The organism is Petropleomorpha daqingensis (genome assembly GCF_013408985.1).
GTDB lineage: Bacteria > Actinomycetota > Actinomycetes > Mycobacteriales > Geodermatophilaceae > Petropleomorpha > Petropleomorpha daqingensis.
In genome coordinates this window covers 3,273,728-3,294,968 of sequence record NZ_JACBZT010000001.1, presented here as the reverse complement: position 1 = coordinate 3,294,968, position 21,241 = coordinate 3,273,728, and the positions used below count along the sequence as shown (strand labels likewise).

The following is a 21,241-nucleotide window of genomic DNA, read 5'->3' as shown; positions in this document are numbered from 1 at the left end:
AGGGAGTACTGGCCGGAGTCGCTTTACGGATGGGGTCGCTCCCCTTACCTTTTCGCGCACGGGGGGAGAGGACGGTCCCCGATGCGCCAGTTCGCCCGCACCGCCTCGCTCACCGGGTACGCCGAGCTGTGCCGGTCCTTGGGGCTGGACCCGGCGCAGCTGATGGCGAGCGTCGGCCTCGACGTCGCCGACCTCGACGTCCCCGACCGGTGGGTGCCGGCCGGCCCGATGGCGCGGCTGCTGGAGCTCTCCGCCCGGAAGTCGGGCTGCGACGACTTCGCTCTCCGGCTGTCCGAGCGGCGCGGGCTGGGCAGCCTGGGCCCGCTCAGCGTCGTCCTGCGTGAGGAACCCGACCTGCGCGGGGTGCTGGACCTGCTCAGCCGGTACGCGCACGCCTACACCGGGGTGCTGCACCTGCGGGTCACCGAGGAGGACCGCTGGGCCACGGTGGACATCCGGCTCGAGTTCGGTGAGGCGGTGCCGACCCGTCAGGTGCAGGACCTGGTCATCGGCAACCTGGTCGGCATCATCCGCATCCTGATCCGCCCCACCTGGGTGCCGACGACCGCGCACTTCGCGCACGAGGCACCGGCCCAGCCGGGCACCTTCCGCCGGCTCCTCGGCGCGAACGTGCACTTCGGCGCCGAGTTCACCGGATTCATCCTGGATTCGGTCGACCTCGACGCGCTGGTCGTGACCGCCGACGCCTCCGTCCGTCCGTACACCCGCCAGCTGCTGCTGTCGCTCGTCCTGCCCCCGGAGCAGGCCACGCAGTCGGCCGGGGCGAGCCGCGTCGTGGAGCTGCTGCTACCCCTCGGACGGTGCTCGCTGGAGGAGGTGGCCAGGCACCTGGGCATGCGTCCGCGCATGCTCCAGCAGCAGCTCGCCGCCGAGGGGCAGAACTTCTCGAGCGTCGTGCACGGCACGCGCGGCCGGCTGGCGGAGCACTACCTGTCGATCGACCGGTTCTCGCTGACCGAGATCTCGCTCCTGCTGGGGTTCGCCGCACCGAGCGCGTTCTCGCGCTGGTTCCGTCAGCAGTTCGACCTCAGCCCGACCGCCTGGCGCGATGCGACGCGGTCGTCGCCGCGGGCCGACGTCGCGGTCGGGCCGATCAGGATCCCGCAGGCTCGTCGGTCCAGCGGAGGAGGAATTCCTTCTCGTCGGGGGTCAGCCGCCGCGGACGATTGATCGAGAAGTCGAACGGGACCAGCTTGGTGCTGCCCGTGACGGCCAGCCGCTGGTGGTCGTACACCTCGTAGTGGCAGGTGAACACGGCCGCGCGCAGTTCGGACACCCAGATCTGCACGTCCAGCGGCCGCGGCGAGTAGACGACGGGCAGCTTGTACTGGATGTCGTGGGCGGCGACCACCGTGCCGCGGCGCAGGCCGGTGCGCTCCTCGAGCGAGGCGCGCTCGAAGAAGAGATCGACGCGCGCCATCTCGAAGTACTGCAGGTAGACCACGTTGTTCACGTGGCCGTACGCGTCCATGTCCGACCACCGCATCGGGACCTGCACCGTGTGCCGCACGCGCCCACCTTGCCGCACGGGCCCGGAGGCCCGGCCGTGGGATCCCTCACTCCTCCTCGACGAGCGCCCGTGCGTAGTTCGCGGTGGAGCGCTGGTAGCGGGGCAGGTGCGGGGCGAGGGCGATCAGCGCGTGGGACACCGCCTCGCGCTCGCGGCCGCTGTCGACCAGCGCGAGGGCGAGGAAGGCGCGGACGGCGTCGTCCAGCCCGTCGGAGGTGCGGGCCAGCTCGCCCTCGAGGAGTTCGACGCTGGTGGCCACGTCGCCGGTGTTGCGCAGCGAACTGGCCAGCTGGATCACCGCGCGCCGCCGGCGCTCGCCGGTCAGTCCCCGCTCGAGCGCTTGCCGGTAGAGCGGGACGGCGAGGTCGGAGTGCCCGGTGGAGTCGCGGGCGGCCGCGCGCTCGAAGGCTCCGGCGGCGTCGTCGTCCGGGAGCTCGGCGGTCAGCTCGTCGACGGCGGCGACGAACTCCTCCTCGGGACGATCGTCCAGCGTCGTCCAGAGCGCGGTCAGCCGCTGCTCCCACTGCTGCTCGGGCACCCGATGAGCCTGCCATCCGGCCCCGGAGACGCCGACGGCCGGCCGGAGCGCATGCTCCGGCCGGCCGTCGTGCGCGGGGGTCAGCCGATCAGTCGCGGGTCAGCTTGCGGTAGGTGGCGCGGTGCGGGCGGGCCGCCTCGACGCCGAGCCGCTCGACCTTGTTCTTCTCGTAGTCGGCGAAGTTGCCCTCGAACCAGAACCACTTCGAGTCACCCTCGTAGGCGAGGATGTGCGTCGCCACGCGGTCGAGGAACCACCGGTCGTGGCTGACGACCACGGCGCAGCCGGGGAACTCCTCGAGCGCGGCCTCCAGGCTGGAGAGCGTCTCGACGTCGAGGTCGTTGGTCGGCTCGTCGAGCAGCAGCAGGTTGCCGCCCTGCTTGAGGGTCAGCGCGAGGTTGAGCCGGTTGCGCTCACCGCCGGACAGCACACCCGCCGGCTTCTGCTGGTCCGGGCCCTTGAAGCCGAAGGCGGCGACGTACGCGCGCGAGGGCATCTCCACGTTGCCGACCTTGATGTGGTCCAGCCCGTCGGAGACGACCTCCCACAGCGTCTTCTTGGGGTCGATGCCGCTGCGGTTCTGCTCGACGTAGGAGATCTTGACCGTCTCGCCGACCTTGATCTCGCCGTCGTCGGGCTTCTCCTGGTCGACCAGCATCTTGAACAGCGTGGTCTTGCCGGCGCCGTTCGGGCCGACGACGCCGACGATCCCGTTGCGCGGGAGCGTGAACGACAGGTCGTCGATCAGCAGGCGGTCGCCGAAGCCCTTGGTGAGGTCGTGGCTCTCGATGACCACGTTGCCCAGGCGCGGACCCGGCGGGATCTGGATCTCCTCGAAGTCCAGCTTGCGGTACTTGTCCGCCTCCGCGGCCATCTCCTCGTAGCGGGCCAGCCGGGCCTTGCTCTTGGCCTGGCGCGCCTTGGCGCCGGAGCGGACCCACTCCAGCTCCTCCTTGAGGCGCTTCTGCCGCTTGGCGTCCTTGGCGCCCTCGACCTTCAGCCGCGCGGCCTTGGTCTTGAGGTAGGTGGAGTAGTTGCCCTCGTACGGGTAGGCGCGACCGCGGTCGAGCTCGAGGATCCACTGGGCGACGTTGTCGAGGAAGTACCGGTCGTGGGTGACCGCGACGACGGTGCCGGCGTACTTCTCCAGGTGCTGCTCGAGCCACGCCACGCTCTCGGCGTCGAGGTGGTTGGTGGGCTCGTCGAGCAGCAGGAGGTCGGGCGCCTCGAGCAGCAGCTTGCACAGCGCGACGCGGCGGCGCTCACCACCGGAGAGCACCTTCACGTCGGCGTCGCCCGGCGGGCAGCGCAGCGCGTCCATCGCCTGCTCGATGCGGGCGTCGAGCTCCCAGCCGTCGTGGTTCTCGATGAGCTCCATGAGCTCGCCCTGCTCGCCGAGCAGCGCGTCGAAGTCGGCGTCGGGCTCCCCCATCGCCGCGCTGACCTCCTCGAAGCGGGTCAGCGCGTCGCGGAGCGGCTTGACCGCCTCCTCGACGTTGCCGCGCACGTCGAGGTCCTCGTTCAGCGGCGGCTCCTGCTGGAGCATGCCGACCGAGGCCCCCGGTGCCAGGACCGTCTCGCCGTTCGACGCGTTCTCCAGTCCCGCCATGATCCGCAGGACCGTCGACTTGCCGGCGCCGTTGGGGCCGACCACGCCGATCTTGGCGCCGGGCAGGAACGCCAGGGTGACGTCGTCGAGGATCACCTTGTCGCCGTGCGCCTTGCGCGCACGCACCATCGAGTAGATGTACTGAGCCACTGGGCTTCGTAGGCCTTCCGTTGTCTCGCGAACGGGAGCGGGCCGGACGTTTCCCGGCCCGCCTCCCTGCGGTGTCGCCTCCGATCCTCCCAGTTCCCGCGGCCTCAGTGCAGGGCCGGTTCGGGGACGGTGGCGGAGTCCACCTCGTACAACGCCGACAACCCCGCCGGATAGTCCTCGTCGGCGGGCACGTCTTCGCCCAACTCGCCCGGGTCGGTGACCTCGGGCTGGGCCGGGGCGCCGCTGCGCGCCGTCCGGCGGAACTCGGCGGTGCCCCAGGTGAGGTCGGGTGCGACGGACGCCGCCCTGATCACCGTCTTGCTGCGCCGGCCCTGGTCGGTCTCCCACTCGTCGGTGAACAGCTCGCCGTGGACGACGACCGGGTCCCCCTTGGTGACGGTGTGCGAGACGTTGCCGGCCAGCTCCCCCCAGCACTCGACATCGAGGAACAGCGGCTTCTTGTCGACCCAGCGCTGCGACTCCTTGTCGAAGCGCTGCGCGGTCGACGCCACGCGGAACTTGGTGACGCTGCCGCTGGCCGTCCGGTTCTTCTGCGGCGGCTTGACGACGTTGCCGACGACGGTGATCAGGGTTTCCTTCGCCATGGTGGGTCCTCGTTCGTTCGGCGCCGGAGCGCGGCCGGCGCGGTGCCGGCTAGCGAGAACCCTGCGGAGCCGACAGCCGGTCCGGACAGACCTCGCGAGGATCTGTGGACGAGGCCCTCGCCTGTGGACGACGAGCCGCGCCACCGCGGCGCGGTCGGGTCAACTCGCGGCGTGCGACGACCAGCGACCGCGGACCGCCCAGGCCCGCGCGGTGAGGTGGATCGAGCCGTCGGGCTCGACGGGCAACCGGCTGCGCAGGTGCTCCCGGAGGGCCACGCGGTCCGCCTCCGGCAGGTGCGCCGCGTACGCCGGCGCCGGCCCGGTGCCGCCGAGGAACGGCGTCCAGTAGTCGTCGAAGTCCGCGAACACCGTGGGGACGACGATCTCCTCGACCTCGACGTCCGCGAGGCCGGCGCCGGCGAACAGCTCGCGCAGCGGTTCCGGGCGGCAGAGCGGGAACCGCAGGCCCTCGTCCAGGCCGCGCACGGCGGGGTCGAGGTCGGCCGCGGCGTCCCAGAAGTGCCGCATGAGCTGCATGCCCTCGGCGTAGTCCCAGACGTAGCCGGCGACGACGCCCTCCGGGCGGGCGACCCTGCGCATCTCGGCGAGCGCAGCGACCGGGTCGGGGACGAAGTTGAGCACCAGGCCGGAGACCACCGCGCCGAAGGCGGCGTCGTCCACCGGGAGGGCTTGGGCGCTGCCCTCGCGGAACGAGGCGCGGGGATCGGTCACGTGCGCGGCGGCGTGCGCGACGAAGTCCGGCGAGGGATCGACGCCCAGCACGGCCGACGGCTCGGCCGCCGCCAGGACGGTCGCGCTGAGGGCCCCGGTGCCGCACCCGACGTCCAGCCACCGGGCGCCCGCCGGCACGGCGAGCCAGGCGACGAACCGGCGGGCCACCGGGCGGCTCCACCGGCCGACGTAGGCCTCGTACCGGTCGCCACCGGCCCAGGAGCCCGGCGGGGAGAACGCCTGCGCCACGGCCCACCTCCGACGCTCGCTCGTCGTGCGGGGCATCGTCGCGGCCTTCCCCGACCGGGTCAAGGTCAGGTCACAACCGGGTTCCGAGTGGCTCCGGAGAAGGCCGGGCGTCGGCGGCTGGATGCGATGATCGGGCTTCCAGCGCCCGTAGCTCAGTGGATAGAGCAGGAGCCTTCTAAGCTCTTGGCCGCAGGTTCGAATCCTGCCGGGCGCGCCCCCACCAGCGCGAACACCGCTCCGAGCTGCGTTGCAAGTGCACCACCAGCGCGTATCAAGTGCGCCGAAAGCGCCCTCCTCCACGGTGATGCCACACACCTTGGAGGAGGACCCCATGACCCAGTCGACCTTTCCCCCGCCCCCGCCCGGCGTCCAGCAGCCCTACGGGCAGCAGCCGTACGGGCAGCAGCCCGGCTACGGCCAGCCCGGCTTCGGCGGACCCGGCGCCCCCTACGGCCAGCAGGGCTTCGGTTACCAGCAGCCGCAAAAGAAGAAGACCGGCCTGATCGTCGGCTCGCTCATCGCGGCGGTGATCGTGATCGGCGGCCTCGTGGTCGGCGCGATCTTCCTGTTCGGCAGCAAGACCATCGTCCAGGCCGACGCCCAGCGCGCGGTGGCCGACAGCGGCGAGCAGCTGCTCGGCGTCACACCCGAGGACGTCAGCTGCCCGGCCGACGTCGAGGCGAAGAACGGCGGCACGTTCACCTGCACCGGCACGGTCGACGGCCAGGACGTGAAGTTCACCGTCACGCAGACCGACGACAACGGCAACATCCAGGTCACCACCGACAACAAGGTCGTGAAGGTGTCCGACGTCGAGGAGAACATCAGCCAGCAGGTCGAGGCCGCGGCCTCCGACGAGATGGTCAACGCCGACACCGCCTGCGACGCCGGCGGCCGCACCGTCCTGGTCGACCCGAACGGCGAGACGCTCACCTGCACGGTCAGCAACGCCGACGACCCGTCGCAGAGCATCGGCGTCACGGCCAGCGTGGACAAGGACGGCACCGTCACGATCGAGTCGGTCGACGAGGGCTGATCCCTCCCGCACCGACGCGAGGGCGGTGGCACCGGGCGACCCGGTGCCACCGCCCTCGCACGTGCAGGGCACGCCTGGCCCACCGCCCGTGCGCCCTGCCAGACTCCGCGCCATGCGCCCGACGCTCTTCGAGTACGCCGGTGGCGAGCAGGCGTTCCTCCGGCTGGCCGAGGCGCACCACGCCCGCTGCCTCGCCGACCCGGAGCTGAACCACCCCTTCTCGCACGACTACCTGAACCCCGAGCACGCGAGCCGCCTCGCCGCCTACTGGGCCGAGGTCATGGGTGGCCCGCCGCGCTTCACCGAGGAGTGCTCCGACCAGAGCTCGCTGCTGCGCATGCACGCCGGCAACGGCGACATCAGCGACCTCGGGCGCCGGTTCGTCGAGTGCTTCGCCGCCGCCGCCGATGACGCCGGACTTCCCGCCGACCCGGAGTTCCGTGGCACGCTGCGGGCGTACATGGAGTGGGCGGTCGCCGACGTGCTCGCCTACGGCTCTCGGGACGCCGTCGTCCCGGCCGATCTGCCGATCCCCCGCTGGTCGTGGGACGGGCTGCAGCCGCCGCCCGCCTGACCGCCGGGAACAGGGCCGGGAACAGAGCCGGTGTGGCAGATACTTGCCAACCATCGCCGGTATCGACGAGGGGGACGTTCGTGAGCAGTGAGCAGACGCTGGCACCGGTCCGTCCGGGACCCGCGCTGCGGATCAGCGTCCCGATGCCGTACCGCTCGGCCAGCCTCGGCCGGTTCCTCGCCAACGAGGCGGTCAGCGCGGGCCTGCTGCTGGTGGCCGCGATCACGGCGCTGGTCTGGGCGAACCTGGGCGATGGGTACGAGGCGTTCTGGACCACCGAGGTCGCCCTGCACGTCGGCGACTGGTCGATGTCGCTGGACCTGCGGCACGTCGTCAACGACGCCGCGATGGCGATCTTCTTCCTGGTCGTCGGCCTGGAGATCAGCCGCGAGGTCACCGTCGGCGAGCTGCGCAACCGGCGCACGGTCATCGTGCCGGCGCTCGGCGCGATCGGCGGGCTGCTGCTGCCCGCGCTGATCTACGTCGCCTTCGTGCACGAAGGCCCCGCCGCCGCCGGCTGGGGCATCCCGATGTCCACCGACACCGCGTTCCTCATCGGGATCCTGGCGCTGTTCGGCCCGCGCTGCCCCGATCAGCTGCGGCTGTTCCTGCTGACCCTGGCGATCGTCGACGACATCGGCGCGATCACGGTGATGGCGATCTTCTACACGCCGTCGGTGTCGGTCCCGGCGCTGGTCGTCACCGGCCTCCTGGTCGTCGTGCTGCTGGCGATGCGGTGGTTGGGCGTCTGGCGGCTGGCCCCGTACCTGCTGGTCGGGCTGCTCCTGTGGGGCGCCGTCTTCGCCTCCGGCGTGCACCCGACGCTGGCCGGTGTGCTGCTCGGGCTGCTGGTCCCGGCCGCGCCGGTCGAGGACGCGCAGGCCGAGCGGTTGCGCTACTACGGCCGCGCCCTCATCGACCGGGCCGACCCGGCCCGCGCCCGGTTGGCGACGGCGGCGGCCAGGGCCACGGTGCCGGCCAACGACCGGCTGCAGAACGAGCTGCACCCGGTCAGCGCGTTCGTCGTCGTCCCCCTGTTCGGGCTGGCCAACGCCGGGGTCGTGCTCGACGGGGGCGCCCTGAATGCGGCCCTGCACTCGAACGTCGCCATCGGCATCGTCGTCGCGCTGCTGGTCGGCAACGCCGTGGGCATCTCGGTGGCCGCGGGCATCGCTCTGCGCTCGGGCTGGGGCGCCCTGCCCGGCCGGGTCCGCTACGGGCACCTCATCGGCGGCGCGGTGCTGGCCGGCATCGGGTTCACCATCTCGCTGTTCATCACCGACCTGGCGTTCACCGACGAGCTGCTGCGCCGCGACGCCAAGATCGGCGTCCTCGCCGGGTCGCTGCTGGCCGCCGTCCTCGGCTCGCTGCTGCTGCGCTACCTCGGCGAGCGGCTGCCGCTGTGCACGATCGACGACGACGAGGAGCTGCCCGAGCTGCCCGAGGGTCCGTGGGAGGACCCGTCGCTGGCCTGATCAGCGCAGGCCGAGCGCCAGCCGGAGCTCCCCCAGCTTGACCTTGCCGGTGTAGCGGTCGCCGTTGATGAACAGGGTCGGCGTGCCGCGGACGCCGAGCGCGACGCCGGACTTGTAGTCGGCCTTCACGGCCTCGCGGAAGGACTGCGCCGTCGGCCCGCAGACGGGGCCGGCGCCGATCCGCTCGGCGTAGGCGGACAGGTCGGCGTCGGTGAGCCGGTCCTGGTTGGCGAACAGCTCGTCATGCATCTGCCAGAACAGCGGCCCGGCCGCCTCCGCCGCCAGCGCCGCGGTGAGCGCGAACGGGTGCACGGTGAACAGCGGGAAGTGCCGCCACACGAGGGCCACGACGCCGGCGGAGCTGTCGACCAGCTCCTTGAGCACCGGTGCGGCCGCCCGGCAGTAGGGGCACTCGAAGTCGCCGTACTCGACGATGCGGATCGGCGCCTCGACGGAGCCGTACACGTGCCGGTCGAGGTCGACGGCGGTCTGCGTCACCGCTGCAGTGTCTCGCGCCGGCCGGCTCACGGCGACCACCTCAGCCGCGCTCGTCGGGGTGCACCCAGCCGATCGCCGGGGCGACGTGCTTCGTGATCGTCTCGAGCAGGTGGACGTTGTAGTCGACGCCCAGCATGTTCGGCACGGTCAGCAGCAAGGTGTCGGCATCCCGGACGGCGGCGTCCTTCGCCAGCTCCTCGGCCAGCTCGTCCGGCTCGCCCACGTAGCTCTTGCCGAACCGCGCCCGCACGCCCTCGAGCACCCCCACCTGGTCCTCGTTGCCCGAGCGGTCGCCGAAGTACATCCGGTCGGTGTCGGTGACCAGCGGCATCACGCTGCGGCTCACCGAGACCCGGGGCTCGCGCTCCCAGCCGGCGTCCTTCCAGGCCGCGCGGAACAGCGCGATCTGCTCGGCCTGCAGCTCGTCGAACGGCACCCCGGTGTCCTCGCTGAGCAGGGTCGAGCTCATCAGGTTCATGCCCTGCTCGGCGGTCCAGACGGCGGTGGCGCGGGTGCCCGAGCCCCACCAGATGCGGTCGGCCAGGCCCTCCGAGCGCGGCTGCACGGCCAGCCGGCCGCTCGCGCCGCCGGTCATCCGCGGGTCGGCGTCCACCACCGTGGCACCGGCGATCGCTGCGCGGAACAGCGCCGTCTTCTCCCGGGCCAGCTCGCCGTCGTCGGCCCCGGGCGGCGGGACGTAGCCGAACGCCTCCGAGCCGCGCAGCGCGGTCTCGGGTGATCCCCGGCTGACGCCGAGCTGCAGCCGGCCGCTGCTGAGCAGGTCGGCGGCCGCCGCCTCCTCGGCCATGTACAGCGGGTTCTCGTAGCGCATGTCGATGACGCCGGTGCCGATCTCGATCCGCGAGGTCCGCACGCCGATCGCGGTCAGCAGCGGGAACGGCGAGGCCAGCTGCCGGGCGAAGTGGTGCACCCGGACGAACGCGCCGTCCACGCCGAGCTCCTCGGCGGCGACCGCGAGCTCCACGCTCTGCACCAGCGCGTCGCGCGCGGTGCGCACCTGCGAGCCGGGGATGGGCTGCCAGTGCCCGAACGACAGGAACCCGATCTTCTTGTCCACGTTCCCCAGAGCGTCGACGGGCCGTCGTCGATTCCCGGCGGGAACCGCACCGACCTTTGGTGAGGTGTGCCATGCCGACGGTGGTGCACCGAGGAATCACTACGTTGAGTAGCGACGCGACCACGACTCTCCGTCGGCAGGTTCCGCCACTTCCGGCCGTCGATGGCCGACTCTGTTCAGGTGAACTCACCCGCACCCGGCACGCCCCGGCCCTCGGCCGGTGCCCCGCATCGGCTGCGGGCCATCGACACCCTGCTCGCCGACCGCGGCCAGCTGTTCCAGGCCCTGTTCCTCGGCGCCCCGATCGCCAAGGCCCTCGTCGACCTCGAGGGTCACATCCTGGTGCCCAACCCGGTGATGTGCGGGCTGACCGGCCGCACCGCCGAGGACCTGACCGGCCGGCACGTCGACCTGCTCGCCCACCCCGACGACCCGCCGGTCACCGAGCTCAACGTGCTGCCCGGCCCCGGCGAGGAGGGTCTCGACCCGAACCTCCTGCTCGACGGCGAGCGGCGGATGCGCCGCTCCGACGGCACCGAGCTGTGGGTGGTCCAGGCGCACGACGTCGTCCGGCACACCGGCGGCGAGCCGCAGTTCGTCGTCCTCTCCCTGGTCGACGTGACCGACCGCCGCCGGGCCGAGGAGGACCTCGTCCGCCGCGCGTTCACCGACCCGCTGACCGGCCTGCCCAACCGCCGGGCGCTGACCGACCGGCTGCGGCACGCGGTCGCGCTCTCCCGTCGCCGGGGGCTGCAGGTCGGCCTGGTGCACATCAACATCGACCGGTTCAAAGCGATCAACGAGGCGCTCGGCCACGAGGCCGGTGACGCGCTGCTGTCCCAGGTCGCCGACCGGCTGCGCTGGAGCACCCGCGTCGAGGACACCGCCGTCCGGCTCGGCGCCGACGAGTTCCTCGTGGTGGCCGAGGACGTCGAGGACCTCGACGGGCTGCGTGCCCTGGCCGACCGGCTGCTGTCGGTGCTCGACGAGCCGTTCGTCGTCCTCGACCGCGAGATCACGCTGTCGGCGAGCGTCGGGCTGACCCTCGGATCGGACTCGACCCCCGACGACCTGCTGCGCCAGGCCCAGAGCGCGCTGACCCGGGCCAAGGCCGACGGCAGCGGGCGGATCGAGGTGCACGAGGGCGCGCTGTCCAGCAGCGAGATCGACCAGCTGCAGCTGGAGACCGACCTGCGCCACGCCATCGACAACGGCGAGCTGCGGCTGTTCTACCAGCCGATCGTCCACCTGGCCGACGAGACGCTGCTCGGCTACGAGGCGCTGATCCGCTGGCAGCACCCGACCCGCGGCCTGCTCCCGCCCGGCGTCTTCCTGCCCGCCGCCGAGAACAACCGGCTGACCTCCAAGCTCGGCGCGTGGGTGCTGCGGCAGGCCTGCAACGACGCCGCCACGTGGCCGTCGGACCTGCGCGTGCACGTCAACATCTCCGCCCGGCACCTCGCCGAGGAGGGCTTCAGCGAACTCGTCACCGCGGCGCTGGAGGAGTCCGGCCTGCCGCCCGAGCGGCTGGAGCTGGAGATCACCGAGTCGACGGCGCTGTTCGCCGCGGAGGCGACGCTGCACGCGGTCGCCGTCGTCACCGAGCGGGGCGTCACGCTCGCGCTCGACGACTTCGGCACCGGGTACTCGGCGATCACCGCGCTGCACCGGCTGCCGATCCACACGGTCAAGATCGACCGCTCGTTCGTGGCCGACGTCGTCACCGAGCCCTCGACCGCCGCGCTGGTGCACGGGCTGCTGCAGCTCGGCCGCGGCATGGGCCTGCAGGTGATCGCCGAGGGCATCGAGGACCTCGACCAGGCCGACTGGCTGCTGCGGCACGGCTGCGCGATGGCCCAGGGCTTCGCGTTCGGTCGCCCCGCGCCGCTGCCCACCCCGGCCGAGGTGCTCATCGACGAGGTGACCGACGCCCCGGCCGCGGAGACCGTCGAGGACACCCCGGAGGAGCTCACCGGCGAGTACCCGGAGCTGCGCCCGGCGCCGCCGGCCCGGCACGAGACCGACGACCTCTCCGCTCTGCTCCCCTACGACGAGCACGAGGACGACGAGCCGTACCCGGCGCCGCGGCGGACCGAGCAGCCGGCCGAGGACCTGGTCGAGGAGTCCCCGGAGGACTGACCCAGGTGGTTTCGCGCGCTTAACCGCGCGCGGTTAAGCGCGCGAAACCGCACGGGGGCGGCGGACGAGCTCGCCGGAGCAGTTCGGGCAGACCCCGGACATCGCCTCGGTGCACGCCGGGCAGAACGTGCACTCGTAGACGCAGGTCATCGCCTCCCCGTCGGCCGGTAGATCGGTTCCGCACCGCTCGCAGCTCCCGCGCATCTCCAGCACGCGCCCAGCGTGGCGGGTCGGTCCGGCGGGCACGAGGGGCCGGGACGACGACCACCGCAGCGTTCCTGCCAGGCTGTCGGCCGTGCGCTTCGACCCGGTCGCCGACTCCCGGCCCGACGACGTCCCGTGGCCCGCGATGAGCTGGCCGCCGGCTCCCGACACCGAGCTGCGCGGCGACACCGTCGTCCTGACCCCGGTCGTGCCGCACCGGGACGCCGCCGAACTGCACGAGGCGCTGGACCACGACGCGGTGTGGCGGCACGTCGCCGGCCGGCCGGCCGACGCCGCGGCCATGGCCGCCGTGCTCGACAGGGCGCTGGCCGCCGGCCGCTTCCCGTGGCTGGTCCGGCTGGTCGGCGGCGCCGTCGTCGGCATGTCCTCCTACCTCGAGGTGTCCGCACCCGACGCCCGCCTGGAGATCGGCTTCACCACCTACACGCCGGCGGTGTGGGCGAGCGCGGTCAACCCCGAGACGAAGCTGCTGCTCCTGACGCACGCCTTCGAGGCGCTCGGCGCGGGCCGGGTGCAGCTGAAGACCGACGTCCGCAACGTCCGCTCGCAGCAGGCGATCGCCCGGCTCGGCGCGCGCTACGAGGGCACGCTGCGCCGCTACCAGCGCCGGGACGACGGCACCGTCCGCGACACGGTGCTGTTCGCCATCACCGCCGAGGAGTGGCCGGCGGTCCGGGACGGGCTACGCGATCGGCTGGCGGGGCAGCGCTAGGGGCACCGGCCGCTTGGCCGCCCGCCCGTCGCCGGACGACGTGCCGCGCAGCCGGCGGCCGACCCACGGCGCGACGAATCCGCGGACCCAGGCGGCCTCCTCGCTCACCGCGGTCCGCAGCGGTCGCGGCGGCAGCGGGGGCAGCGGTGTCGACCAGTCGCCGGCGTCGTGCACCGGCACGCCGAGGACGGCGGCCGCGGCCAGACCCATCCGGCGGTGCCCCTCGGCGGTGAGGTGGATGCGGTCGCTGTCCCACATCCGCCAGTCCTGCAGCCAGGTCGCGCCCCACTGGTCGAGCACGAAGGCGTCGTGCCGGGCGGCGATCGAGAAGAGGTTCGCGTTGAAGATCGCGACCCGGCCGCGGATCCGGCGCAGCAGCGGCGTCAGCCGGGTGTCGGTGCCGGTGGCGATGAGCACGTCGGCGCCGGTCGCGCGGAGCTTCGCCACCGCGTCCTCGATCAGAGCCGCGAGCGCGTCGGGGTCGCCGCCGGGGCGCAGCAGGTCGTTGCCGCCGCCGACCAGGCTGACCAGGTCGGGCCGCGCCTCGAGCGCCACCGGCAGCTGCTCGTCGAGGATCTGGCGCACCAGCCGGCCCCGGATGGCCAGGTTGGCGTACTCGACGTCGGACTCCGGCGTCGCGGCCGCGAGGTGCTCGGCGAGCCGGTCGGCCCAGCCGCGGTACTCGCCCGGACGGGCCGGATCGGGGTCGTTCAGGCCCTCGGTGAAGGAGTCGCCGAGCGCCACGTAGCGCCGCCAGGAAACGTTTCGCACGGCAACCACTTCACCACGGTGACCGAGCACACAGGGCGCACGGGCCGACGGGCGGACACCATGCCCGCATGCGCATCGACGTCGCCGCCACGCTCACGGTCGACTCCCCCGGCCCGGCGACGGCACTGCTCCAGGTGGCCGTCGCCGCGCCGACCACCGAGACGCTCACGGTGCTGACCGACGGCCACCCGGTCGGGGCCGAGGAGTTTCCCGTCGACGGTGCCCGGGTGCACCGGCTGCGGCTGCCGGCCGGGCGCACGACCGTCACGTACACCGCCTCGGCCGAAGACGGCGGCCGGCCGCGCGCGGTGACCCCCGCCGACTGGGCGACGGCGCTGCGACCCAGCCGCTACTGCCCCTCCGACCAGCTCGAGGGCTTCGCGGCGACCGAGTTCGACACGGGCCTGCCGCGGGCGGAGCTGGTCCGCGCCGTCGCCGACTGGGTGCACGGCCGGCTGGTCTACACCTCGGGCGCCAGCCGGCCGGTGGACACCGCCGTCGACACCCTGCTGGCCGGGCGGGGCGTCTGCCGCGACTACGCGCACCTGACGATCACCCTGCTGCGCGCGCTGGAGGTACCGGCCCGGTTGGTCGCCGTCTACGCCCCGGGCCTGGACCCCATGGACTTCCACGCCGTCGTCGAGGCCGATGTCGACGGCACCTGGTGCGTCGTGGACGCCACCCGGCTGGCGCCGACGTCGTCGCTGGTGCGCATCTGCGCCGGCCGCGACGCGGCCGACACCGCGTTCCTCACCCTCTTCGGCGACGCGGCGACGCTCGGCGAGCTCACCGTCACGGCCACCGCCGACGGCGACCTCCCGGCTCCGGACGACGCCCCGTTCCCGCTGCCCTGAGACGTCCCGGCACAGTGGTGGCCGTGCCGGTGCTGACGTGGGCGGGAACCGACGAGTGGCGGGCCGAGACGGCCGACGTCGGGCTGGACGAGGACCGGTTGTCCGCCACGGGCGTCCAGCTCGGGCTCACCCCGGAGCCCTACCGCCTGGACTACGTCCTCGAGACCACCGCGAACTGGATCACCCGGGCGCTGCACGTCACCGCCGCCGGCGACGGCTGGCGGCGGACGCTCCACCTGGAGCGGACCCCGGACGGCCGGTGGAGCAGCGACCTCGCGGGGTTGACCGGAGCCGAGGACTGCGACCTCGGGCTCTCGCCGCTGACCAACACGATGCCGATCCGGCGGTACCGGCTGCACCAGGAGCCCGGCGCGGTCGAGCTCACGATGGCCTGGGTGTCGGTGCCCGACCTCCGGGTGCACGTGTCGGTGCAGCGCTACGAGCACCTGCGGACGACGCCGACCGGCGCACTGGTCCGCTTCGCCAGCGGGGACTTCACCGCCGACCTCGTCGTCGACTCCGCCGGCTTCGTGCTCGACTACCCGGACCTCGCCCGGCGCGTGACGAGCCCCTAGCCCTCGTGCCAGGCTGCTCGCGGCGCAGTGCGAGACGAGCGAGGCGGCGAGCCATGACCGACATCCCCCCGCAGCAGGCCTCCCTGCGAGCATCGGACGCCGACCGGCAGGCCGCCGTCGACCGCCTGGAGCAGGCTCTGGCCGACGGCCGGATCACCGCCGAGGAGTTCCAGGAGCGGGCCGCGATCGCCCAGTCCGCGGTGACCACGACCGAGCTGCGGCCGCTGCTCGCCGACCTGCCGCCGCAGCAGGTCGAGGTCGTCGGGCAGCGGCACCCGGAGAGCTTGGTCAACGTCCTCGGCGACGTGCGGCTGGCCGGCGGCGCCGAGCTGCCGCGCAGGGTCGGCACCGTGCTCGGCGACGTCCGGATCGACCTGCGCGGCCTGCGCACCGACGCCGAGCGGATCGAGTTCGACCTCTGGACCGGGCTCGGCGACGTCGACGTGATCCTCGACGAGGGCGTGGACGGCGAGCTCGACGGCTTCGCGGTGCTCGGCAACCGCCGGATCGAGCTGGCGCCGGTACCGCGGACGCCCGGCACCCCACGGGTCGTCGTCCGGGCGCACGCGGTCATCGGCGATCTCCGGCTGCGCAGCCTCGCGCCCGGCGAGCCGGTCAGCCGGTGGCGCCGCCGTCGGCTCTGACAGGGTGGGGGACGTGCGGACGACGGGCAGCCGGGAGGTCTACCGCAACCCGTGGATCCGCGTGCGGGAGGACGCCGTCGAGCACGCCGACGGCTCGCCGGGCGTCTACGGCGTGGTCGAGAAGGAGCACTTCGCGCTCGTGCTGCCCTTCGAGCGGGGCGGCTTCTGGGTGGTCGAGGAGTACCGCCTGCCGGTCGAGCGCCGGGTGCCCGGCTTCCCGCAGGGCACGTGGACCCACGGCGCGACCGGCACCCCCGAGGAGCTGGCCCGCGCCGAGCTCGCCGAGGAGACCGGGTTCCGGGCCGGCAGCCTGCGCCACCTGGGCCACCTCGACCTCGCCCCCGGGCTCACCACCCAGGAGTTCGACGTGTGGCTGGCCACCGACCTCACCCCCGGCGAGACCGCCCGCGAGGCCACCGAGGCCGACATGACGTGCACGTTCGTCCCCGAGGACGAACTCCGGGCGCGGATCCGCGACGGCCGCTTCCCCGACGGCCCGTCGGTCGCCGGCTACGGCCTACTGCTGCTCGGTCGGTAGCGGCGCGGCCCCGTCCGGGGCGGCCATCCGCTCGCGCATCGCCGGTGGCAGCAGCTCGACCAGCTCCTGCGGGAGCACCGGCAGGTCCAGCAAAGACAGCTTGACCCGGCTGCGGGCCGCCGCCTGCGAGCCCTCGATGCGCACCAGCCGCCCGGCGTCGGGGCGCAGCGACACCTCCACCACGGCCCCCGGCTCCAGCCGTCCGGACAGCACGCCGTCCAGCTCCACCGCGGGCGAGCCGGCGGTGAGCTCCAGCGTCAGCCACTCCGACGGCCCGAGCAGGAGGCTGCGGGCGATCCCGTTCAGCGGCGCGGACGGCGTCACCAGCACCCCGGCCGCGCCGGGGCTGACCACCGGACCGCCGGCCGCGTAGTTGTAGGCGGTCGATCCCATCGGCGTGGCCAGGATCAGCGCGTCGCACTTGTAGTGCCCGTAGGGCTGCCCGGCCACCGACATGGTCGCCTCGACCAGCCCGGCCCCCGGCACGCGGGCCAGGACGGCGTCGTTGAACGCCAGGTGCTCGGCGTCGTCGTGCCGCACGACCAGGCAGGCGCGCGTCTCGGTGGTCGCCCGCCCCTCGGCGACCGCCTCCAGCGCCGAGTCCAGGTCGCGGCCCTCCACCTCGGCGAGGAACCCCAGCCGCCCGAGGTTGACGCCGAGCACCGGCACCGGGCCCGACCGGTCGGCGACCAGCCGCATCGCGCCGAGCAGGGTGCCGTCGCCGCCGAGCGCGATCAGCGCGTCGGAGGCCGCGGCCAGCTCGTCCCGGCTCACCGACGTCACCCCGCGCAGGCCCAGCCGCGCGACGTCGTCCTCGGCCGCCAGCAGCGTCACCCCGTGGGTGGCCGTCCACGACGCCACCTGCCCGACCGCGCCGGAGCAGTCGCGGCGCGGGTGCAGGACCAGCCCCATCCGGGGCGCGAGCACCACCACGCGGTCAGCCGCGGTAGGTCTCGAGCAGGCGCAGCCAGATCTCGCTCATCGTCGGGAACGACGGCACGGCGTGCCACAGCCGGGACAGCGGCACCTCGCCGACGATCGCGACGGTCGCGGTGTGGATCATCTCGCCGACCGCCGGGCCGATGAGCGTCACGCCGAGCAGGACCTCGCGGTCGGGATCGACGACGGCGATCGCCGTCCCCTGGTAGCCGTCGGCGAACAGCGATGCCCCGGCGGTCCAGCCGATCTCGTACTCCACGACCCGGTGGCCCAGCCCGGCCTTCTCCGCCTCGGCCGCGGTGCGGCCGACGGTGGCCACCTGCGGATCGGTGAAGACGACGGACGGCGTCGCCACGTGGTCGGCGGTGGCCACGAACGGCGACCAGTCGGCGAGGGAGACCTCCTCGCCGCGGGCGCGGGCGACGATCGCCGCGCCGGCCTGCCGGGCCTGGTACTTGCCCATGTGGGTGAGCAGCTTGCGGCCGTTGACGTCGCCCACCGCGTACATCCACGGCACGCCCTTCACCTGCAGCGACTCGTCGACCTCCAGGTACCGGCCGGGCTCCAGCCCGAACGCCTCGACGCCGATCTCGGTGGTGCGCGCCCGGCGGCCGACCGCGACCAGCACCTCGTCGCCGCGCACCTCGCCGCTGTCGGTGGTGATCACGACCTCGCCGTCCTCGCGCCGGGCGGCGGTGACCGCGACCCCGGTGCGGACGTCGACGCCCTTGTCCTTCAGCGAGGCGGCCACCGCCTCGCCGGCCTTCGGCTCGAACGGCGGCAGCAGCCGGTCGGCCATCTCGATCACGGTGACCGTCGAGCCCAGCGCGGCGTACGCGGTGGCCATCTCGCACCCGACGACGCCGCCGCCCACGATGACCAGCCGGCCGGGGACCTCCTTGACGCTGGTCGCCTCGCGCGGGGTCCACGGCGAGATCTCGCGCAGCCCGTCGATCGGGGGGATCGCCGCCGAGGAGCCGGTGCACACCGCCACCGCGTGCCGGGCGGTCAGCCGCGTCTCGGTGCCGTCGGTCCCGGTCACCACGACGGTCTTCTCGCCGTCGAACCGGCCGGTGCCGCGGACCAGCGCGATGCCGGCGCCCTCGACCCACTTGACCTGGCCGGCGTCGTCGCCGTCCCCGGTGAACCAGCTGCGGCGGGCGAGGGTCTCCTGCACGTCGAGCTGCCCGGTCACGGCCTCCTTGGCGCCGCGGACCGCGCGTGCCTCACCGAGCACCTCCGGTCCGCGCAGCAGGGCCTTGCTCGGGATGCACGCCCAGTACGAACAGTCGCCGCCGACCAGTTCGGCTTCCACGATCACGGCGGAGAGCCCGCCTTTGACGACGATGTCCGCCACGTTCTCCCCGGTGGACCCGCCGCCGAGCACGATGACGTCGTAGGTGTTCTCTCCTGCGCTGCTCACCCGGCCCATCCTGCTGGTGTGGTCGACTGACCGCCATGGCTTCGCCCGTCGACCCCGAGGAGTTCACCGCCGCACTGCGGCAGTACCCGGCCGGGGTCTGCCTGCTCACGGTGCAGGACGACATCGACGACGTCGGGACGACGGTCAGCGCGGTGATGAGCGTCTCGGCGGTGCCGCCGCTCGTCGCGGTCGGGCTCGCGGCCGACGGCTACCCGGCAGAGGTGCTCGGCGCGGTCGGCCGCTGCGCGCTCACCGTGCTCGCCGCCGAGCACGCGATCGTGGCCAGCCGGTTCTCCTCCGCCGGCCGGCCCAGCGCCCGGCACCTGCTCGAGTCGGTGCCGTGGACCCGGGCCGAGCACAGCGGCGCGATCGTGCTCAGTGGCGGGCTGGCCGCGCTCGACTGCCGGCTGGAGCGGCTGGTCGAGGCCGGCGACCACGTGCTCGCGCTGCTCGAGGTGGTCGGCGTCCCGGTGCTCGCCGACGCCGCACGGCCGCCGCTGCTGCGGCTGCGCGGCCGCTACGTCGACGAGTCAGGAGGCCTCGCCGGCCGCGCTTGACGGGCCGCAGCAGTGATCAGGTGACCTGATCAACGGCTGTCCTCCCGCACCAGCGTTGCTGCAGTCGGCCAGCGTTTGATCAGGTCACCTGATCAACGCTGCTGCCCCTCCGCCGGGCGGGGTGTCACATTTCGCCGCCGGGCGGTGCTATGCAGGTGTGGACGTAGTCGGGCACGGTCGGGTCGCCGCGGTCACCGCGGTGCGCACCCCCGCACGGAGGGACGCACGCGTGGTCGACGCCGTCCGGGCCGATCTGGAAGTCGTCTTCCGCCGTGACTACCCGCAGGTGGTCGCCGTCGCGGCCCGGGTGCTCGGCTCCCGGGACGAGGCCGAGGACGTCGCCCAGGAGGTCTTCCTCTCCTTCGGCCGTTCCCGCGTGCCGGCCGACGAGGCGCCGCGCTGGCTGTCGGTGGCCGCCGCGCACACCGCCCTGAACCACCTCCGCTCGGGCCGCCGCCGCGCGGCCCGCGAGGAGGCCGCCCCGACCGACCACGTCGCCCCCGACATCGCCGACGACGTCGTCACCCGCGAGGAGCGCCGCCGCGTGCGCGCGGCGCTCGCCAAGCTGCCCCGACGGCAGGCCGTCGCCCTCGTGCTCCGGCACAGCGGGCTCAGCTACGCCGACGTCGCGGCCGCCCTCGATCTCTCCCCCGGCAGCGTCGGCACCACCGTGCGCCGCGCCGAATCCGCCCTGCGCGAGGAGCTGAGCACCCATGCGTTCGCTGACTGACCGACACCCGGCCGACGGCACGCTGCGCCGTCTGGTCGACGAGCCGGCGGGCGTGTCCGACGCCGACCGCGCGCACGTCGCCGGCTGCGCCGCCTGCCTGGCCGGCCTGGCCGCCGCCCAGCGGGACGCCGCGGCCGTCGCCTCGGCGCTGCGCACCGACGCCGCCCCGGACGTCGACGCCGCCTGGCGCCGGTTCTCCGCCGCGAGCGCGCCGGTGCGCTCCGCGGTCCCGGCCGCCCCGCGGCGCCGCCGGGTCGCGCTGCGCAGCCCGGTCGTCGCCGCGCTCGGCGTCGTCCTGATCCTGGGCGGCGCGGGTGCTGCCGCGGCCGCCGACTGGCTGCAGATCTTCCGCACCGAGCAGGTGGCGGCGGTGCCGGTGACCGAGGCCGAGCTCGTCGCGCTGCCGGACCTCTCCGCCTACGGCGACCTGAAGGTCATCGCCCAGCCGGACGTGCACGACGTCGACGGCCTGGCCGCCGCCCGCGAGGCGACCGGCCTCGACGTGCCCCTCGTCGAGCAGCTGCCGGCCGGCGTGACCGGGAACCCGTCGTTCACGGTGGGCGGCCAGCTCGTCGCCGAGTTCACCTTCTCCGCCGCGAAGGCGGCGCAGGCGGCCGGCAACGCCCCGCCGCCCCCCGCCGGCCTCGACGGCGCCACGTTCCGCCTGCAGGCCGGTCCCGGGATCGCCGAGACCTGGTCGGAGGGCCACGGCGTCCCGGCGCTGGTCGTCGCCCGGGTGGTCGCGCCGACGGCGTACTCCACCGGTGTCCCGTTCGCGACCGCCCGCGACTACCTGCTCTCGCTGCCCGGCCTGCCCGACTCCCTCGCCGACCAGCTGCGCACCTTCACCGCCGACGGCTCGACGCTGCCGCTGCCGGTGCCCGCGCAGCTGGTGACCAGCTCGACCGCCGACGTGAACGGCACGACCGCGACGGTGCTGGCCTCCCGCGACGGCGCGTTCACCGGCGTGGTCTGGGTCGAGGACGGCGTGGTCACCGGCGTGGCCGGGTCGCTCTCCGAGGACGAGGTCCTCGCCGTGGCGCGGGGACTGCGCTGACC

At 73.7% G+C, this 21,241-nt stretch carries 24 protein-coding genes and 1 tRNA gene; 14 read left to right on the top strand and 11 right to left on the bottom strand.

The window, feature by feature from the left end:
- Positions 1 to 81 precede the first annotated feature (81 nt).
- Entirely contained in the window at positions 82 to 1,191 is a 1,110-nt protein-coding gene (locus GGQ55_RS16400) for an AraC family transcriptional regulator (RefSeq protein WP_179718473.1), read from the top strand.
- Here GGQ55_RS16400 and GGQ55_RS16395 read toward each other — a convergent pair.
- From GGQ55_RS16395 to GGQ55_RS16375, 5 genes are all read right to left on the bottom strand, one after another.
- Positions 1,115 to 1,531: an acyl-CoA thioesterase gene (locus GGQ55_RS16395; RefSeq protein ID WP_179718472.1), complete on the bottom strand. Its 417-nt coding sequence runs from the start codon at positions 1,529 to 1,531 to the stop codon at positions 1,115 to 1,117. The genes GGQ55_RS16400 and GGQ55_RS16395 overlap by 77 nt on opposite strands.
- A gap of 46 nt (positions 1,532 to 1,577) precedes the next feature.
- The gene (locus tag GGQ55_RS16390) at positions 1,578 to 2,069 is read right to left on the bottom strand and encodes a tetratricopeptide repeat protein (RefSeq protein ID WP_179718470.1); all 492 of its coding nucleotides are present in this window, start codon (positions 2,067 to 2,069) and stop codon (positions 1,578 to 1,580) included.
- A gap of 88 nt (positions 2,070 to 2,157) precedes the next feature.
- The gene (gene ettA / locus GGQ55_RS16385; protein ID WP_179718468.1) at positions 2,158 to 3,828 is read right to left on the bottom strand and encodes an energy-dependent translational throttle protein EttA; all 1,671 of its coding nucleotides are present in this window, start codon (positions 3,826 to 3,828) and stop codon (positions 2,158 to 2,160) included.
- 104 nt (positions 3,829 to 3,932) lie between these two features.
- The gene (locus GGQ55_RS16380) at positions 3,933 to 4,433 is read right to left on the bottom strand and encodes a single-stranded DNA-binding protein (RefSeq protein ID WP_179718466.1); all 501 of its coding nucleotides are present in this window, start codon (positions 4,431 to 4,433) and stop codon (positions 3,933 to 3,935) included.
- A 159-nt stretch (positions 4,434 to 4,592) separates the two neighbouring features.
- Positions 4,593 to 5,414, bottom strand: a complete 822-nt coding sequence (locus GGQ55_RS16375; RefSeq protein ID WP_179718464.1) for a class I SAM-dependent methyltransferase — start codon at positions 5,412 to 5,414, stop codon at positions 4,593 to 4,595.
- 141 nt (positions 5,415 to 5,555) lie between these two features.
- Here GGQ55_RS16375 and GGQ55_RS16370 point away from each other — a divergent pair.
- The 4 genes from GGQ55_RS16370 to nhaA all read left to right on the top strand — a co-directional run bounded on the left by GGQ55_RS16370 (position 5,556) and on the right by nhaA (position 8,499).
- Positions 5,556 to 5,628: transfer RNA gene (locus GGQ55_RS16370), tRNA-Arg, on the top strand.
- Positions 5,629 to 5,745: 117 nt separating this feature from the next.
- Positions 5,746 to 6,450: a DUF4333 domain-containing protein gene (locus GGQ55_RS16365; RefSeq protein WP_179718462.1), complete on the top strand. Its 705-nt coding sequence runs from the start codon at positions 5,746 to 5,748 to the stop codon at positions 6,448 to 6,450.
- Positions 6,451 to 6,562: 112 nt separating this feature from the next.
- On the top strand, positions 6,563 to 7,024 hold the full coding sequence (locus tag GGQ55_RS16360; protein WP_179718460.1) for a group II truncated hemoglobin: 462 nt from the start codon (positions 6,563 to 6,565) through the stop codon (positions 7,022 to 7,024).
- Between the two features lie 80 nt (positions 7,025 to 7,104).
- Entirely contained in the window at positions 7,105 to 8,499 is a 1,395-nt protein-coding gene (gene nhaA, locus GGQ55_RS16355; protein ID WP_218859305.1) for a Na+/H+ antiporter NhaA, read from the top strand.
- On the opposite strand, the gene GGQ55_RS16350 is transcribed toward nhaA, so the two are convergent.
- Positions 8,500 to 8,997 carry a DsbA family protein gene (locus GGQ55_RS16350; RefSeq protein ID WP_179718458.1) on the bottom strand — a complete coding sequence of 166 codons (498 nt, stop codon included), beginning with the start codon at positions 8,995 to 8,997 and terminating at the stop codon, positions 8,500 to 8,502.
- 40 nt (positions 8,998 to 9,037) lie between these two features.
- Complete coding sequence (locus GGQ55_RS16345) at positions 9,038 to 10,075, bottom strand: LLM class flavin-dependent oxidoreductase (RefSeq protein ID WP_179718456.1); 1,038 nt, start codon at positions 10,073 to 10,075, stop codon at positions 9,038 to 9,040.
- A gap of 180 nt (positions 10,076 to 10,255) precedes the next feature.
- On the opposite strand from GGQ55_RS16345, the gene GGQ55_RS16340 reads away from it, so the two are divergent.
- Positions 10,256 to 12,214: a putative bifunctional diguanylate cyclase/phosphodiesterase gene (locus tag GGQ55_RS16340; protein WP_366489504.1), complete on the top strand. Its 1,959-nt coding sequence runs from the start codon at positions 10,256 to 10,258 to the stop codon at positions 12,212 to 12,214.
- Positions 12,215 to 12,247: 33 nt separating this feature from the next.
- Here GGQ55_RS16340 and GGQ55_RS28485 read toward each other — a convergent pair whose 3' ends face one another.
- Positions 12,248 to 12,418, bottom strand: a complete 171-nt coding sequence (locus GGQ55_RS28485; protein WP_179722814.1) for a DUF1272 domain-containing protein — start codon at positions 12,416 to 12,418, stop codon at positions 12,248 to 12,250.
- A gap of 91 nt (positions 12,419 to 12,509) precedes the next feature.
- Between GGQ55_RS28485 and GGQ55_RS16330 the strand changes: the two genes are divergently transcribed.
- Positions 12,510 to 13,151, top strand: coding sequence for a GNAT family N-acetyltransferase (locus GGQ55_RS16330; protein ID WP_366489502.1), 642 nt, complete (start codon positions 12,510 to 12,512; stop codon positions 13,149 to 13,151).
- On the opposite strand, the gene GGQ55_RS16325 is transcribed toward GGQ55_RS16330, so the two are convergent.
- Positions 13,122 to 13,922, bottom strand: coding sequence for an SGNH/GDSL hydrolase family protein (locus GGQ55_RS16325; RefSeq protein ID WP_366489500.1), 801 nt, complete (start codon positions 13,920 to 13,922; stop codon positions 13,122 to 13,124). The genes GGQ55_RS16330 and GGQ55_RS16325 overlap by 30 nt on opposite strands.
- Positions 13,923 to 13,990: 68 nt before the next feature.
- Between GGQ55_RS16325 and GGQ55_RS16320 the strand changes: the two genes are divergently transcribed.
- From GGQ55_RS16320 to GGQ55_RS16305, 4 genes are read left to right on the top strand one after another with little or no spacing between them, the layout of a single operon-like run.
- Entirely contained in the window at positions 13,991 to 14,776 is a 786-nt protein-coding gene (locus tag GGQ55_RS16320) for a transglutaminase-like domain-containing protein (RefSeq protein WP_179718450.1), read from the top strand.
- Positions 14,777 to 14,799: 23 nt separating this feature from the next.
- Positions 14,800 to 15,351, top strand: coding sequence for a putative glycolipid-binding domain-containing protein (locus GGQ55_RS16315; RefSeq protein WP_179718448.1), 552 nt, complete (start codon positions 14,800 to 14,802; stop codon positions 15,349 to 15,351).
- Positions 15,352 to 15,404: 53 nt separating this feature from the next.
- Positions 15,405 to 15,995: a DUF1707 domain-containing protein gene (locus tag GGQ55_RS16310; protein ID WP_179718446.1), complete on the top strand. Its 591-nt coding sequence runs from the start codon at positions 15,405 to 15,407 to the stop codon at positions 15,993 to 15,995.
- Between the two features lie 13 nt (positions 15,996 to 16,008).
- Positions 16,009 to 16,533 (top strand): NUDIX domain-containing protein, encoded by a 525-nt coding sequence (locus GGQ55_RS16305; RefSeq protein WP_179718444.1) that lies wholly within the window; start codon positions 16,009 to 16,011, stop codon positions 16,531 to 16,533.
- Here the strand turns inward: GGQ55_RS16305 and GGQ55_RS16300 are convergent.
- Together GGQ55_RS16300 and GGQ55_RS16295 are read right to left on the bottom strand one after the other, a co-directional pair.
- Positions 16,513 to 17,466 (bottom strand): NAD(+)/NADH kinase, encoded by a 954-nt coding sequence (locus GGQ55_RS16300; RefSeq protein ID WP_218859303.1) that lies wholly within the window; start codon positions 17,464 to 17,466, stop codon positions 16,513 to 16,515. The genes GGQ55_RS16305 and GGQ55_RS16300 overlap by 21 nt on opposite strands.
- A gap of 4 nt (positions 17,467 to 17,470) precedes the next feature.
- Positions 17,471 to 18,895 carry a dihydrolipoyl dehydrogenase family protein gene (locus tag GGQ55_RS16295; RefSeq protein WP_366489497.1) on the bottom strand — a complete coding sequence of 475 codons (1,425 nt, stop codon included), beginning with the start codon at positions 18,893 to 18,895 and terminating at the stop codon, positions 17,471 to 17,473.
- A gap of 35 nt (positions 18,896 to 18,930) precedes the next feature.
- Here GGQ55_RS16295 and GGQ55_RS16290 point away from each other — a divergent pair, with 35 nt between their 5' ends.
- The 3 genes from GGQ55_RS16290 (at position 18,931) to GGQ55_RS16280 (ending at position 21,239) form a co-directional block, all read left to right on the top strand.
- Entirely contained in the window at positions 18,931 to 19,452 is a 522-nt protein-coding gene (locus tag GGQ55_RS16290) for a flavin reductase family protein (protein WP_179718440.1), read from the top strand.
- 229 nt (positions 19,453 to 19,681) lie between these two features.
- Entirely contained in the window at positions 19,682 to 20,182 is a 501-nt protein-coding gene (locus GGQ55_RS16285) for a sigma-70 family RNA polymerase sigma factor (RefSeq protein ID WP_366489495.1), read from the top strand.
- Positions 20,166 to 21,239: a hypothetical protein gene (locus GGQ55_RS16280; RefSeq protein WP_179718438.1), complete on the top strand. Its 1,074-nt coding sequence runs from the start codon at positions 20,166 to 20,168 to the stop codon at positions 21,237 to 21,239. The genes GGQ55_RS16285 and GGQ55_RS16280 overlap by 17 nt, the downstream gene beginning before the upstream one ends.
- Positions 21,240 to 21,241: the final 2 nt, after the last annotated feature.

Bases quoted from the DNA above. Each gene is read 5' to 3' on its own strand.
- GGQ55_RS16400 (WP_179718473.1), top strand. From the start codon at position 82: ATGCGCCAGTTCGCCCGCACCGCCTCGCTCACCGGGTACGCCGAGCTG.
- GGQ55_RS16380 (WP_179718466.1), bottom strand. From the start codon at position 4,433: ATGGCGAAGGAAACCCTGATCACCGTCGTCGGCAACGTCGTCAAGCCG.
- GGQ55_RS16365 (WP_179718462.1), top strand. From the start codon at position 5,746: ATGACCCAGTCGACCTTTCCCCCGCCCCCGCCCGGCGTCCAGCAGCCC.
- GGQ55_RS16360 (WP_179718460.1), top strand. From the start codon at position 6,563: ATGCGCCCGACGCTCTTCGAGTACGCCGGTGGCGAGCAGGCGTTCCTC.
- GGQ55_RS28485 (WP_179722814.1), bottom strand. From the start codon at position 12,418: ATGCGCGGGAGCTGCGAGCGGTGCGGAACCGATCTACCGGCCGACGGG.
- GGQ55_RS16320 (WP_179718450.1), top strand. From the start codon at position 13,991: ATGCGCATCGACGTCGCCGCCACGCTCACGGTCGACTCCCCCGGCCCG.
- GGQ55_RS16310 (WP_179718446.1), top strand. From the start codon at position 15,405: ATGACCGACATCCCCCCGCAGCAGGCCTCCCTGCGAGCATCGGACGCC.
- GGQ55_RS16290 (WP_179718440.1), top strand. From the start codon at position 18,931: ATGGCTTCGCCCGTCGACCCCGAGGAGTTCACCGCCGCACTGCGGCAG.
- GGQ55_RS16280 (WP_179718438.1), top strand. From the start codon at position 20,166: ATGCGTTCGCTGACTGACCGACACCCGGCCGACGGCACGCTGCGCCGT.